Here is a 13,095-nt window from a genome sequence, read left to right on the forward strand (position 1 = left end):
GACGAACCCGCGGGCGCCGGTATCGACTGCGCCCAGGGGTGGATAGACTGTAAACTCGACCGGCGATTGTAGCATCGATCATTGGAGGCGTTGAGCGTGACACCTGCACAGTGGCGGTTTTTCAAGCGTTATCGTGAGACCTGCGTTTCTGATGAGCGATCACGTGAAAGTGGCGTGATTGCAGAAGCGTTCGGTGATACCCCTGAGTTGATCGATGAATGTGCTCGTTTGGTCAACGCCGGGATCAAGCGGGCCAGTTGCGGTTTGAAGGTGTCGTATTTGGCTGCCAATGAGCGGCTGCCGACAGTCGGGCAACTGACCGTCGTACTGGACAGTCTTGAGGCGCCGGTATGCATCGTTGCGCTGACGTCTGTCACCACCTGTCGATTCGATGAGGTGACGCCGGCCTTCGCTGCCCTTGAAGGCGAGGGGGATGGCACCTACGCCTGGTGGCATCGTGAGCATGTCCGTTTTTTTCAACACGAGGCGGCAGGGCTGGGTGTCGAGTTTACTGATGCCTCCGAGCTGGTGCTCGAGCGCTTCGAGAAGGTATTCCCATGACGCGCTGCACATCAAGACCCGCGACACGAGGCCAGCGCATCGGTCTTGCCGTTGTCTTCAGCTGGTTCTGTCTTGGCGGCATCGCCCACTTTGTCTGGCCGGCAGCGTTTGCCTCGATCATCCCGCCGGCGTTGCCTTTCAAAATGCCGGCGGTCTTCATCACGGGTGCTTTTGAACTGCTCGGGGCCTTCGGCATCCTGCTGCCGCGCTTTCGCCGAGCCGCCGGTATCGGGTTGATCGCGCTGACGCTGTGCGTAACCCCGGCCAATGTCTATATGTGGTGGCATGCCGAAAATTTTCCACACGTGCCCGAGATTTTGCTGCTGTTGCGCCTGCCGTTACAGGTGTTGCTGATCCTGTGCATTGCGTGGAGTACGAATCTGATCGGTGCTCGGCGTCATGATGTGTCGTAAACAGGACCTTGGCTTGCCTGACGGTGTGTACAATGGCCGGCCAATTTTGATCGATGATGGCCGTGCCTCATGTCCGGTGATATCCACCTTGAAACCATCGAGACGCCCGACGGCGTCAGTTGTTTTAACTGCGAGGCGTGCTGCTGCCGGCTATTGGTGATGCTCGATGATGATGATCTGGCCCGCGGTGTCCCTCAGGGGCTGCTCGATGAAGATGAGTGGGGCGGTGTGGTGATGCGCCAGGATGAAGAAGGCTGGTGCGCGGCGGTGGATCGCAACACCATGCTGTGCAGCATTCATCCGCGTCGCCCGCAGGTCTGTCGCGACTTCGATGAGGCCAGCTTTGAGTGTCGTGAAGAGCGCGCGCTGTTCGGGCTGGTCGACTGACCCCTTTATATGGTGACCGGCGCCCAAAGAGACCGGACGTCGCTGTTTTCTCTTTTTTCTGACAGGTATGTCATGGCCAAGCTGAGTGAAATTGATACCGCCGATATTCCCGGCGGGCGTGGGCAGCTGCGGCTGTTACAGCGTAACGACGAGTTCTCGATTCGTATCGCCGGCAAGCCCGGTGAGTTGATGAATACCCGGTTGCACGGCTCCGAGGACGCCCTGGCAGAGCTTGCCTGTGAGCGGGTGCGCGAAAACCCGAATGTGCGGGTGCTGGTCGGCGGGCTGGGCATGGGCTTTACCCTGGCAGCAGCACTGGCGACGCTCGGCGCTGAGGCGGAGGTCGTGGTGGCAGAGCTGGTGCCCGGCGTGGTCGAGTGGAATCGTGGTCCGCTGGGCGCAGCGGCCGGCTATCCGATTCGTGATTCACGCTGTCAGATTCTCGTTGAGGACGTCGCGGATGTGCTGGCGCGCAGCGAGGGCGGCTTTGACGCCATCATGCTCGATGTCGATAACGGCCCCGAGGGGCTGACCCAGCGTGACAATGACCGACTATATAGCGCCAGAGGGCTTGAAAGCATTCAGCGGGCACTGCGTCCTGACGGTGTGCTGGCGGTCTGGTCGGCAGGGATGGACCCCGGTTTCAGCGAGCGGTTAAAGCGCGCCGGGCTATGTGTCGAGGAACACATGGTGCGCGCCCATCGCCCCGGCAAGGGCGCGCGCCATACCATCTGGCTGGCCTGGTAGGGATCGATAAGGTGTCGTGGCTCGAGTTGGGTATGACGTTATTCATGCCTGAGCGCCTGGCTCACTGTCACGCGGTGAACTAATCTGATGCCAACGCAGGAACGCGTTACCCATCGGCCTTCAGGGCGGCCGCCTTCATGACAACGCAAGGGGCAAGACATGCGCAATATCATCTATCTCATCGGTCTGGTGGTCGTGGTGCTTTTCATCCTGTCCTTTCTGGGGCTGCGTTAAACGTCGATCGCTTTCGTCAATAACGCTGCACAAAAATGCCCCGGGGAGTGACTCCCCGGGGCATTTGTTTGTCTATTGGACTGTGGCATAACGAAAATACGCGGATTCCCGACAGGAGAGAGCAGCATGCTGAGCACCATCAATGAGTTTTTCGAGCGCATGAGCGGACGCTCGCCGAGTGACCAGGATCATGAAATGACGCTGGAGCTGGCGGTGGCAGCGCTGATGTGTGAGGTCATGCGTGCAGATGGCGAGATGAAGGATGTTGAGCAGCAGACACTGCGCGACATGCTCAAGCGTCGATTTGATCTTGAGGAAAGCGCGGTGGAAACCCTGGTCGACATGGCTCGTCAGCAGGTCAGGGCGTCGGTGGATCACTACCAGTTTGTGCGCCTGATCCGGGATGAATATGACTATCCACAGAGGGTGGCGCTGATTGGCCGGCTCTGGCGCATGGCCTATGCCGATGGTGAGCTGGATCCGCAGGAGGAGGGACGGGTGCGCAAGCTGGCCGAGCTCCTTTACGTCGATCATGCCGATTTCATCATGCAAAAGCTTGAAGTACAGCAGGCGCTGGGCCTTGAGTAGTATTCTCTCGCTTTGCAGTCCTTTCATCCGGCTGCACTGGTGGTGATGTCCGATAGCGTCACTGATGCGAGAGCAAAAGCGTAAATCCGGCAGCGCTACGGTTTTTACAGGCATGCCTGCCGGTCGCCAACACCATTCGAGACACACAACGCATGCAGATATCCCGTCACATTGCCATCGACGACAGCGAGTTCGAGATGCACGCCATCCGTTCTCAGGGCGCCGGCGGCCAGAACGTCAATAAGGTGGCCTCGGCCATTCATCTGCGCATGGACATACAAAACAGCAGTCTGGCGCAGGAGTACAAGGATCGGCTGCTGGCGCTCAATGATCATCGCATTACGGCCAGCGGGCTGATCATCATCAAGGCACAGTCCCAGCGCACCCAGGAACTCAATCGTCAGGAAGCTCAGGCGCGCCTTCGCGCGTTGATCAAGTCGGTGATCTACACCGCCAGACCGCGCAAGGCGACAAGGCCGACGCTGGGGTCCAAAAAGCGCCGTCTGGAAGGCAAGAAGCAGCGCGGTCAGAAAAAGGCCCTGCGCGGGCGAGTGGATCATTGAGTGACTGTCTCACTGAGACGAAAGATGAAGACCTGAAGGGGCAGGTAGCGCCCATATCCGAGTGTTTCACCTGGGATTGTCGGTGGGTGAGGGTTTATACTGTCGCTCAATCATGACATCACAGGTATGACCCGGGGTGTCGGCAGGAAACGGACAGGAGACAGGTAGTGCTCGAAACAGTTAAACATGTGGTGGCCGTCGCCTCCGGCAAGGGCGGTGTGGGCAAGTCCACCGTCACCGTCAATCTGGCGCTGGCGATGGCCGCACAGGGCCATCGTGTGGGCCTTCTGGACGCTGATATCTACGGCCCCAGCCAGGCGCAGATGCTGGGTATCAAGCCCGGTACTCGCCCGACCATGGTCGATGACAAGACCATGAAGCCGATCGAGGCGCATGGTCTGAAAATGATGTCGATGGCGGTGCTGGTCGATACCGAAACCGCCATGGTATGGCGCGGGCCAATGGTCGCCGGTGCCTTCCAGCAGCTTTTGACCCAGACCGGCTGGGGAGAGCTCGACTATCTCTTCATCGACATGCCACCGGGCACCGGTGACATTCAGCTGACCCTGTCCCAGCAGGTACCGGTGTCGGGTTCGGTGATCGTGACCACGCCGCAGGACATTGCGCTGCTGGATGCACGCAAGGGCATCGAGATGTTCCGCAAGGTCAACGTGCCGGTACTGGGCGTGGTGGAAAACATGAGTACGCACGTGTGCTCGAACTGTGGTCATGAAGAGGCGGTCTTCGGCGAGGGCGGTGGCGCGCGCATCGCGGCGCAATACGACACCGAAGTGCTGGGCCGTCTGCCCCTGACCATGAGTATCCGCGAGCAGGTCGATGGCGGTCGCCCGACCGTGGTCGCCGACCCGGAAAGCGACGCTACACGCGCCTTCATGGCGATCAGCGCGCGTATTGACGAGCAGCTGGGCGGCAAGACCCGCGAAAGCGGCCCGTCGATCAGCTTCGGCGAATAACGCCGTAGCCGCCTCGTTTCTCGCGGGGCGGTGCATCCCGGGCTTTGGTTCGGCGGGGTGCGCCGGTATCATGGCCGATATCACTCGTCAGGGCGGTGTTCAATGTGATGACCACACACATTGGCGCCGCGCTGACGCTTCAGCGTTATCCCCCTCTTTCAGGCATTGCGACAGGACATCCCTCGTGAGCATCAAGGCAGACAAATGGATTCGCCGCATGGCGCAGGAACACGGCATGATCGAGCCGTTCGAGTACGATCAGGTCCGCCATGCCGGTGATCAACGTGTCATCTCCTACGGTACGTCAAGCTATGGCTATGACGTGCGCTGCTCCGACGAATTCAAGGTTTTCACCAACATTCACTCGGCCACCGTCGATCCCAAGCACTTCGACGAGAAAAGCTTTGTGGACGTCAAGGGCGATGCCTGCGTCATTCCGCCCAACTCCTTTGCACTGGCGCGCACGGTGGAGTACTTCCGTATTCCGCGTAACGTGCTGACCATCTGTCTTGGCAAGTCGACCTATGCGCGCTGTGGCATCATCGTCAACGTCACGCCGCTGGAACCGGAGTGGGAAGGGCATGTGACGCTCGAGTTCTCCAATACCACCAATCTGCCGGCGCGCATTTACGCCAACGAAGGTGTGGCTCAGATGCTCTTTTTCGAGTCCGATGAGGTGTGTGATACCTCCTACAAGGACCGTGGTGGTAAGTACATGGGCCAGCGCGGCGTGACCCTGCCGCGCACCTGAATTGCATGATTGTGCCCGGCTAGCCCAGATGGGTAGTGCTGCCGGGCTCTTCTTCCCGCGCCATCTCCTCCAGACCGTGCACGATGCCACAGTCATTCACGGGGCTGGTGTGTCCGCATTTCTCCCGCAGGTTTCTAAGCTGACCGTGTAGCTGGGAGAGCTCTTCCAGACGTACCTCGACGTGATGAATGTGTTCATCAAGCAGGCCATTGATGGCCTGACAATCTCCCCCCGGATTGTCCATCAGCGCCAGCAGTGCGTGAATCTCGGCATGACTCATGGCCAGTGCCCGACAGTTGCGAATAAAGCTCAGCCGCTTGAGATGCTGCTGTCCGTAATGACGATAGTTGCTCTCGCTGCGATGCGGGGCCGGCAGTAACCCTTCACGCTCGTAAAAGCGGATGGTCTGGCTGCTGCAGCCGGTTTCTCTGGCCAGTTCTCCAATCTTCATGCGGCGCTCCTGTGTGGCAAGGGCTGACGATGCGATGACATTGATGTGAATACTCAAGGGCCGTCGAGCGTCTGTCGGACTTGACCTTATAGTCACTATAGGGTTTCGAATGTGTGCATTCCAGAGTGATCGGCATTTACGTTTTCAAGGGAGCGCGCATGACACATCACCGTGAAACGTCACCGAGTAGTGCCCCTGTCTTTACCCCTGTTTCAAACCGCGAATCGACGTCAGAGCCCTCGTCCTGCTGCACACCTCAATCGCCGTCCTGCTGCGGCGGCTCAAGCGATCATGTCGAGGCTGCGACCGGTTGTTGCGGCAGTGATCAGGGTAAGGTGCCGCATGATGCGGTGCTGGCGGACAGCGTGCTAGAGGGAGATCAACTGCGCACCAGCATGCGTATTGCGCAGATGTGCTGTCCGGTCGAGGAACAGATGATCCGCAAGCAGCTGTCCGCCAGAGACGATGTCGAGCGGCTGGAGTTCAACCTGTTGCAGCGTGTGCTGACTGTGGTGCATGCCCCCGAGGCGCTGGACAATATTCTCGACGCCATCCGCGAGCTGGGGTTCGTACCGGAGCTTGCCGACAATCAGGGCAGGTCTGGTCAGGAGGATGAAACGCCAGCGCCCTGGGGGCCGTTGATCTTCAGCGCTGTCGCTGCCTGTGCCTCCGAAGCAGTCGCGTGGATGTCCGGGCCGATATGGCTGGTGGCCGTGCTGGCGCTGGCGGCCATCGCCGGCTGCGGACTGGAGACCTGGCGCAAGGGCTGGATCGCGGTGCGTCATGGCAACCTCAACATCAACGCGCTGATGAGCATCGCCGTGACCGGGGCGCTTTTGATCGGGCACTGGCCCGAAGCCGCCATGGTCATGGTGCTGTTCAATCTGGCCGAGCGGATCGAGGCCCGCTCGCTGTCCCGGGCGCGACATGCCATCGAGGATCTGATGAAGCTGGCCCCCGAGGTGGCGACCGTACGCCAGGGGGATGGCCGCTGGGCGGAAAAACCGGTAGCGGAGATCGAGGTGGGGTCGCTGATACGCGTGCGTCCCGGGGCGCGCATCGGTCTGGATAGCGACGTGGTGGCGGGGACATCCAGTGTCAACCAGGCGCCGATTACGGGGGAAGGCCTGCCGGTCGATAAATCGCCGGGCGACAGCGTCTTCGCCGGTACCATTGTGGAGGCCGGTGAGCTTGAATGCCGGGTCACCCGCCCGGCCAGCGATTCGACGCTTTCGCGCATTATCAGCGCTGTCGAGCAGGCGCAGAGTGAGCGGGCGCCGACACAGCGCTTCATCGATCGCTTTGCACGCGTCTATACCCCGGCGGTTGTGGCAATGGCAGCACTGCTGGCGGTGGTGCCGCCATTGCTGGCCGGGGGCGGCTGGCTCGACTGGATCTATCGATCACTGGTGCTGCTGGTGATTGCCTGCCCCTGCGCGCTGGTGATCTCCACGCCGGTCACCGTGGTGACCGGACTTGCCAATGCGGCCCGGCGCGGCATTCTGATCAAGGGCGGGGTCTATCTGGAAGAGGGGCGACGGCTTGGCTGGGTGGCGCTCGACAAGACCGGCACGCTGACCCACGGTCGGCCGCAGCAGACGCATGCCGAGGTGCTTGACGCGCAATGCCCTGAACAAGTGGCTTCGCTGGCGCTTGGGCTGGCCCAGCGCTCTGATCATCCGGTGTCCATGGCGCTGGCCCGTGCCGGCGAGTCCGCAGGCGTAACGCCGTCGTCCTTTGAGGCGATCGAGGCGCTGCCGGGACGCGGGATCACCGGCCTCAGTGAGGGCGTACGCTACTGGCTGGGTCATCAGGGACTGGTTCATGAACGGGGCCATCTGGATCAGACGCTCAAGGCGCGCATCGAAACGCTTGAGCGTGAAGGGCGCACGGTGGTGGTACTGATGGATGAGGCGCGGGCGCTCGCCCTGTATGCCGTGGCCGATACGCTCAGGGAGACCAGCCGCGAGGCGGTCGCCGAGCTTCATCGGCTGGGGGTGCGTACCCTGATGCTGACCGGTGACAACCCGCACGCCGCTCAAGCCATCGGGCGCAGCGTCGGGATCGATCGCATCGAAAGTGGCCTGATGCCGCAGGACAAGCTTTCGCATCTCGAAGCGCTCGCCGGTGACGGGCGTGTGGCCATGATCGGTGATGGCATCAATGATGCCCCGGCGCTGGCGCGTGCTGACATCGGTTTTGCCATGGGCGCCATGGGCACCGACAGTGCCATTGAAACGGCCGATGTTGCCCTGATGGACGACGATCTGCGCAAGGTCGGGGCCTTTATTCGCCTGTCGCGGGCCACGCACCGTATCCTGATGCAAAATATTGCGCTGGCGCTGGGCATCAAGGCGGTCTTTCTCGCGCTTACCGTGGCGGGGCTTGGCACGTTGTGGATGGCTGTATTTGCCGATGTGGGGGCCAGTGTTCTGGTCGTTCTCAATGGGTTGCGGTTGCTGCGCCATGAGACAAAAGACGACGTGAAAACCTCTGACAGGACCACCCCGACCAAGGTCGCTGTAGGAGCAGGTGCCTGGATGTGACATTTTTATGACAGCGCCATGACACGGGTCTGCCCCTTTTGGGCAGGACGCCCGGTGGCGCGTCATGTCACAGACATCGAGGCATTCATGTACGGAATCTTCAAGGCCGGGCGACCCGGCAAGCCGCTTCCCGAGGCGGAGATCGACAGCACCTACAAGCGCCTGCGCTGGCAGATCTTTGCCGGTATCTTCATCGGCTATGCCGGTTACTATCTGGTTCGAAAGAACTTTACCCTCGCCATTCCCAGTCTTGTGGAGCAGGGATACTCCCGCGGGGATCTGGGACTGGCGCTGGCCGGTGTCTCGATCGCCTACGGCATTTCCAAGTTTTTGATGGGGGCGGTGTCGGACCGCTCCAATCCGCGCTATTTCCTGCCCGCCGGGCTTTTGTGCTCGGCGCTGATCATGTTTTTGTTCGGCTTTTCCGAGTGGGCGACCTCCAGTATCGCCATCATGTTCGTACTGCTGTTTCTCAATGGCTGGGTACAGGGCATGGGGTGGCCACCGTGCGGGCGGACCATGGTGCACTGGTGGTCAAAGCACGAACGCGGCGGGGTAGTGTCGGTCTGGAATGTTGCGCACAACGTGGGCGGCGGTCTGATCGGACCGTTGTTCATTCTGGGCATGGCCTGGTTCAATGACTGGCGCTCGGCCTTTTATGTGCCGGCGGCCGTCGCCGTGGGTGTGGCCGTCTTTGCGCTGTTGACCATGCGCGATACGCCGCAGACCTGCGGGCTGCCGCCGATCGAAAAGTACAAAAATGACTATCCGGAAGGCTATGACGACAGCCACGAGCGAGAGTTTTCCGCGCGGGAAATCTTTGTCGAGCACATACTGAAAAACCGTCTGCTGTGGTGCATTGCCCTTGCCAACGTCTTTGTCTATCTGCTGCGTTACGGCGTGCTCGACTGGGCGCCGACCTATCTGCAGGAGGTGAAGCACTTTACGGTCGACAAGTCTTCCTGGGCCTACTTTCTCTACGAGTGGGCCGGCATTCCCGGCACGCTTTTGTGCGGCTGGCTCTCCGATAAGCTGTTTCGCGGCAATCGTGGCGCGACCGGTATCTGCTTCATGGCGCTGGTCACGGTCTTCACCGTGCTTTACTGGTTCAATCCGCCGGGTAACCCGACCATCGACATGCTGTGTCTGATTGCCATCGGCTTTTTGATCTATGGACCGGTCATGCTGATCGGGCTGCACGCGCTGGAGCTGGTGCCCAAAAAGGCCGCCGGCACCGCTGCCGGCTTTACCGGGCTTTTCGGCTATCTGGGCGGCTCGGTCGCAGCCAGTGCGATGGTGGGCTATACCGTTGACCATTACGGCTGGGACGGCGGGTTTGCGCTGCTGGTGGGGGCCTGCATTCTGGCCATCCTGCTGCTGGCGCTGACGCTTCGTCAGGCCCCGGCCAGTCGCGCTGGCTGAGGCGAGCATGAGGCCTCCGACTGACCGGCGTGCCAGGCGGGCCGGTCAGTCGGACCCGGTAATCAGCGTCGCGCCACTGATGTCCGAGAGTGCCAGCTTGAGCGAGCGCACCAGCGCGGCGCCGTGGCCCATGCCTTCCAGCACTTCAAAGCGTGCATCAAGGCCTGGCATGTCATCCATTCGCTGTGCCAGCGCTCGTAGCTGGTTGTTGATCTGGCTGTCGCTGCCGCCGTTGGAGTAGGGGCCGCGGCGTTCGAGCTCGGCATCGCCACGCATCAACAGGGCGCTGCCATGGCGATCCTCCGGCCAGCGAAAGCGATCCGCTTCCTGCAGCACCTGATAGCCGTTCCAGTGAAGTGTCGGGCTGGCGGCATACCAGTGATCGAACAGTGAAGGGTGAGTGAAAAGCGCATGTAGAACAAACAGCCCACCAAAGGAGTGCCCCCAGATGGCACGCTCGGAGGTGTTGATGGGCAGGTCGCGTTCGGCCTCCGCCATAATGGTGTCATCGAGCAGCTTGATAAAGTCGTCGGCGCCGCCCCCGCGACGCTCGGGATGACGATCGTCAACGATCGGGTCCTGCTTTGGATGTCTCGGGGTGTAGTCCCACTGACGTGCTTCGACATCAAAGCGGCGGTCCGTGTCGTAACCCAGCGCAATCAGAACCGGCGGTGTGGCAGCATCCATCGCTTTTAGATGCTGCTCATTAAGCGCGGCCAGTGCGGCATTGCCGTCAAGTAGATAGATCGGCGCGTAGCCGGCCTCAGGAGGCGCCTTTTTGGGAATGGCCACGGTAATACGGTAGTGGCGCGCTCCATCGGGACTCGCCAGACGGTGTATTCGAAAATCGTAGACGCTGGAGCCTGTCTCGGCGATGCCCGGCGGCAGTGGCTGGTTGAAGTCATCGCTGGCGCTGGCCGGCAGGGACCAGAACGCACCGGGCAAAAGCGCCAGCAGGGCAGTGGCGCTGGCACCCTTGAGCAGCCGGCGTCTGGTGTCATCAAGGTCAGGGGGCAGTGTCATATGGCCTCTTGTCGAATCATGGTCATCCTTGTGACCGCGCCGTCGCGCGTTTGCTCCGATGGCACGGTAATTGTCTGGCGGTTGAAATGAGGCTATCAGAATGAAGCGGTCAGTGATGAATAAATTGCTCGGCCCGGTTCATTGTAGGTGGCGGCTCCGGCGCTGCTGCTGTTGCCCTCGCGGTAGAGGCGCTTGTCGAACAGATTTCTGACGCCAAAGCTGCCGCGCAGATGGTCGTTGAAGGTGTAGCCCACATTGGCGCCCACGATGCTGTAGGGCGAGACGCTATCATCATTGACCCCGGTACGCTCCTGAACGCGGGAGTTGGGCTGCGAGGGTGCTTCCTGTTTGCCATAGGCCGTCCAGTAGAGCTGGGTGTTGAGCCGCTCGCTGAGGGTCCAGTCCAGCGTCGAGTTGAGCGTAAATTCCGGAATGATGGAGAGCGGGTCACCGGTCGCCTTGTCTTTGGACTCGATCATCCAGGTGACGTTATTGCTCCACAACAGGCTATCGGTCAACGGCACCTGAAGGTTGCCTTCAAGCCCCTGCACGACGGCACGCTCGGCATTGCGCCACTGAAGTACGTTGGTGCCGTTACCGGTCACGGCGACGGGGTCGAGCCCGGAGACGATCTTGTCCCTGTAGTCGTTGCGAAAATAGGTCAGTCCCGCTACCAGCTCATCCTTGCGATACTCGATGCCGATTTCTTTGTTGATGCTGGTCTCGGCGTCGAGATCCTCATTGCCGACCAGATAACAGGCGTTTTGAGAACCGACCGGACAGCCGTTACCGCGGGAATAGAGCAGATAGTTCGGATTGGTCTGATAGAGATTGGGGGCCTTGAAGGCCCGTGCAACGCCGGCCTTGAGGGTGATGTGATGGCCGAGTTCCTGTGACGCATTCAGGCTCGGGCTCCAGTGTCTGCCGGCCTCGCTGTGATGGTCAAACCGCAGCCCGGGCGTAACGATGGTGCCCGGGCGCAGCTCGATGTTGTCCTCGATATAGACGCCGCCAAGTTCGACGCTTGCCCTGTCATCTCCGTTGGGAGCAAACCCGGCCAGATTACCGGCTTCACCGAAGCTCTGGTTGGTATTGCCGGGGTCTTCCAGCGTATCCCGGTTCCACTCGCCGCCGAAGGTGATGACCTGTTCGAACACGCGGCTGGTGAAGTAATCGGCTTCGGCGCCGAGACGATAGGCGTTGAACTCACTGCTGGCATAATTGGCGTCGTCACTGCCACCACCGATGGTGCCTTCAAAGCGTCCGGCCGTTCCCTCGTTGAGGCGGGTATTTCGGGTGCGCTCATACTGTGCTGTCACTCGGGTGTCCATGTCCTCCCATTGACCGGTATGGGTCAACGCCACATTTTGTCGATAGAGGCGATTGGTCTCGGCGCCACCATTGGCAAGAGTTTCGGTCAAATCGTTGCGCTGGTTGTTTTGCGAGTCACCGGTATAGATATTGCCCTGGCGGGAATAGCCCATCTCGAGATCCAGCAGCTGATCGTCGGTTGCCTGCCAGGAAAGCACGGCATTGATGTCCCGGTTGCGAACGCCCTCGCGGCCGGCCGATGTGTTCAACGTGCTGTCACCGGGGGCGTCTGCGTTGATGTCGGGGTCGTCAGCGTCGGTCCTGTTGGCGCTGCCATAAAGCCGGAGGCTCAGGTCGTCTGTCAGTGGACCTGCCAGGTTGAAGTTGGCGCGTTTGGTGGCACCTTCTTCACTGTTGGTGGGCGTGCTGGTAAAGGTGGTCACCGAGCCCATCCACTGTTCGGTCGGGCGTCTGGTGATGATGTTGACCACGCCACCTGCCGCACCGGAGCCATAGCGTGCAGCGGCCGGGCCACGCAATACCTCTATGCGCTCGACCATCTCCGGCGGCACCCAGTTGGTGTCGCCTCTGGAGTCTCGCTCACCGCGCCAGCCGTAGCGGACCGAGTTGCGCGAGCTGACCGGTTTGCCATCGATCAGGATCAGGGTGTTTTCCGGACCCATGCCACGAATGTCGATCTGACGGTTGTTGCCACGCTGCCCCGAGGCACTGTTGCCGGTGAGATTGACCCCCGGCATGCGGCGGATAATGTCGGAGAGGTCATTGGCCGGCGGGCGCTTTTCAATATCTTCACGAGTGATGATTGAAACGCCCGGGGCCTGCTTGAGCGTCTGTTCGGCGGTGCCCAGTACCACCATGTCTTCCAGATCGTCGGCATGGTCGACGGTGATCACCGGCGCAGGCGCATCAGCCGCGGTGGCCCTGCTCTCAAGCTGCTGACGCAGGTCGTCTGTAGATTGAGCCGTAGCCAGTGCCGAGCCTGCATAAAACATGGGCGCTGAAACCGCCAGCGCAATGGCAACTGTCGTCGTATGACCTGACGTTGAACGTGGCATCTCTTGAAGGGTTCCCTGTTATGTCGTGTCGATCGTGAAGGTTCGCTG

13 protein-coding genes are annotated in these 13,095 nt (G+C 60.7%); 10 read left to right on the plus strand and 3 right to left on the minus strand.

Going from position 1 to position 13,095, the window contains the following annotated elements; genetic code table 11:
* Positions 1-96: 96 nt before the first annotated feature.
* The 8 genes from B9G99_RS10695 (at position 97) to dcd (ending at position 5,218) form a co-directional block, all read left to right on the plus strand.
* The gene (locus B9G99_RS10695; RefSeq protein ID WP_169712219.1) at positions 97-561 is read left to right on the plus strand and encodes an ASCH domain-containing protein; all 465 of its coding nucleotides are present in this window, start codon (positions 97-99) and stop codon (positions 559-561) included.
* Positions 558-974, plus strand: a complete 417-nt coding sequence (locus B9G99_RS10700; RefSeq protein ID WP_086622145.1) for a DoxX family protein — start codon at positions 558-560, stop codon at positions 972-974. The genes B9G99_RS10695 and B9G99_RS10700 overlap by 4 nt, the downstream gene beginning before the upstream one ends.
* A 69-nt stretch (positions 975-1,043) precedes the next feature.
* Positions 1,044-1,361 carry a YkgJ family cysteine cluster protein gene (locus B9G99_RS10705; protein ID WP_086622146.1) on the plus strand — a complete coding sequence of 106 codons (318 nt, stop codon included), beginning with the start codon at positions 1,044-1,046 and terminating at the stop codon, positions 1,359-1,361.
* A gap of 72 nt (positions 1,362-1,433) precedes the next feature.
* Positions 1,434-2,108, plus strand: coding sequence for a spermine/spermidine synthase domain-containing protein (locus B9G99_RS10710; RefSeq protein WP_086623431.1), 675 nt, complete (start codon positions 1,434-1,436; stop codon positions 2,106-2,108).
* Between the two features lie 360 nt (positions 2,109-2,468).
* Positions 2,469-2,930 (plus strand): tellurite resistance TerB family protein, encoded by a 462-nt coding sequence (locus B9G99_RS10715; RefSeq protein WP_086622147.1) that lies wholly within the window; start codon positions 2,469-2,471, stop codon positions 2,928-2,930.
* Positions 2,931-3,082: 152 nt separating this feature from the next.
* Entirely contained in the window at positions 3,083-3,493 is a 411-nt protein-coding gene (gene arfB, locus B9G99_RS10720; protein ID WP_086622148.1) for an alternative ribosome rescue aminoacyl-tRNA hydrolase ArfB, read from the plus strand.
* Between the two features lie 167 nt (positions 3,494-3,660).
* On the plus strand, positions 3,661-4,467 hold the full coding sequence (gene apbC / locus B9G99_RS10725; RefSeq protein WP_086622149.1) for an iron-sulfur cluster carrier protein ApbC: 807 nt from the start codon (positions 3,661-3,663) through the stop codon (positions 4,465-4,467).
* Between the two features lie 184 nt (positions 4,468-4,651).
* Complete coding sequence (gene dcd, locus B9G99_RS10730; RefSeq protein ID WP_086622150.1) at positions 4,652-5,218, plus strand: dCTP deaminase; 567 nt, start codon at positions 4,652-4,654, stop codon at positions 5,216-5,218.
* A gap of 19 nt (positions 5,219-5,237) precedes the next feature.
* On the opposite strand, the gene cadR is transcribed toward dcd, so the two are convergent.
* Complete coding sequence (gene cadR, locus B9G99_RS10735) at positions 5,238-5,669, minus strand: Cd(II)/Pb(II)-responsive transcriptional regulator (RefSeq protein WP_086622151.1); 432 nt, start codon at positions 5,667-5,669, stop codon at positions 5,238-5,240.
* A gap of 158 nt (positions 5,670-5,827) precedes the next feature.
* Here cadR and B9G99_RS10740 point away from each other — a divergent pair, with 158 nt between their 5' ends.
* A complete protein-coding gene (locus tag B9G99_RS10740; protein ID WP_086622152.1) occupies positions 5,828-8,215 on the plus strand; it encodes a heavy metal translocating P-type ATPase in 2,388 nt (795 codons plus the stop codon).
* Positions 8,216-8,302: 87 nt separating this feature from the next.
* Positions 8,303-9,637 (plus strand): glycerol-3-phosphate transporter, encoded by a 1,335-nt coding sequence (gene glpT / locus B9G99_RS10745; protein WP_086623432.1) that lies wholly within the window; start codon positions 8,303-8,305, stop codon positions 9,635-9,637.
* A gap of 45 nt (positions 9,638-9,682) precedes the next feature.
* On the opposite strand, the gene B9G99_RS10750 is transcribed toward glpT, so the two are convergent.
* Positions 9,683-10,660, minus strand: coding sequence for an alpha/beta hydrolase (locus tag B9G99_RS10750; protein ID WP_086622153.1), 978 nt, complete (start codon positions 10,658-10,660; stop codon positions 9,683-9,685).
* A 95-nt stretch (positions 10,661-10,755) separates the two neighbouring features.
* Positions 10,756-13,047, minus strand: a complete 2,292-nt coding sequence (locus B9G99_RS10755; RefSeq protein WP_269466778.1) for a FepA family TonB-dependent siderophore receptor — start codon at positions 13,045-13,047, stop codon at positions 10,756-10,758.
* Between the last annotated feature and the right edge of the window lie 48 nt (positions 13,048-13,095).

It is taken from the genome of Kushneria konosiri, from assembly GCF_002155145.1.
GTDB classification, from domain to species: Bacteria; Pseudomonadota; Gammaproteobacteria; order Pseudomonadales; family Halomonadaceae; genus Kushneria; species Kushneria konosiri.

What these genes read in the sequence shown, in the direction of transcription:
- cadR (WP_086622151.1), bottom strand. Translation starts at nt 5,669, where the DNA reads ATGAAGATTGGAGAACTGGCCAGAGAAACCGGCTGCAGCAGCCAGACC.
- B9G99_RS10715 (WP_086622147.1), top strand. Translation starts at nt 2,469, where the DNA reads ATGCTGAGCACCATCAATGAGTTTTTCGAGCGCATGAGCGGACGCTCG.
- arfB (WP_086622148.1), top strand. Translation starts at nt 3,083, where the DNA reads ATGCAGATATCCCGTCACATTGCCATCGACGACAGCGAGTTCGAGATG.
- B9G99_RS10710 (WP_086623431.1), top strand. Translation starts at nt 1,434, where the DNA reads ATGGCCAAGCTGAGTGAAATTGATACCGCCGATATTCCCGGCGGGCGT.
- B9G99_RS10750 (WP_086622153.1), bottom strand. Translation starts at nt 10,660, where the DNA reads ATGACACTGCCCCCTGACCTTGATGACACCAGACGCCGGCTGCTCAAG.
- glpT (WP_086623432.1), top strand. Translation starts at nt 8,303, where the DNA reads ATGTACGGAATCTTCAAGGCCGGGCGACCCGGCAAGCCGCTTCCCGAG.
- B9G99_RS10705 (WP_086622146.1), top strand. Translation starts at nt 1,044, where the DNA reads ATGTCCGGTGATATCCACCTTGAAACCATCGAGACGCCCGACGGCGTC.
- B9G99_RS10740 (WP_086622152.1), top strand. Translation starts at nt 5,828, where the DNA reads ATGACACATCACCGTGAAACGTCACCGAGTAGTGCCCCTGTCTTTACC.
- B9G99_RS10755 (WP_269466778.1), bottom strand. Translation starts at nt 13,047, where the DNA reads ATGCCACGTTCAACGTCAGGTCATACGACGACAGTTGCCATTGCGCTG.
- B9G99_RS10700 (WP_086622145.1), top strand. Translation starts at nt 558, where the DNA reads ATGACGCGCTGCACATCAAGACCCGCGACACGAGGCCAGCGCATCGGT.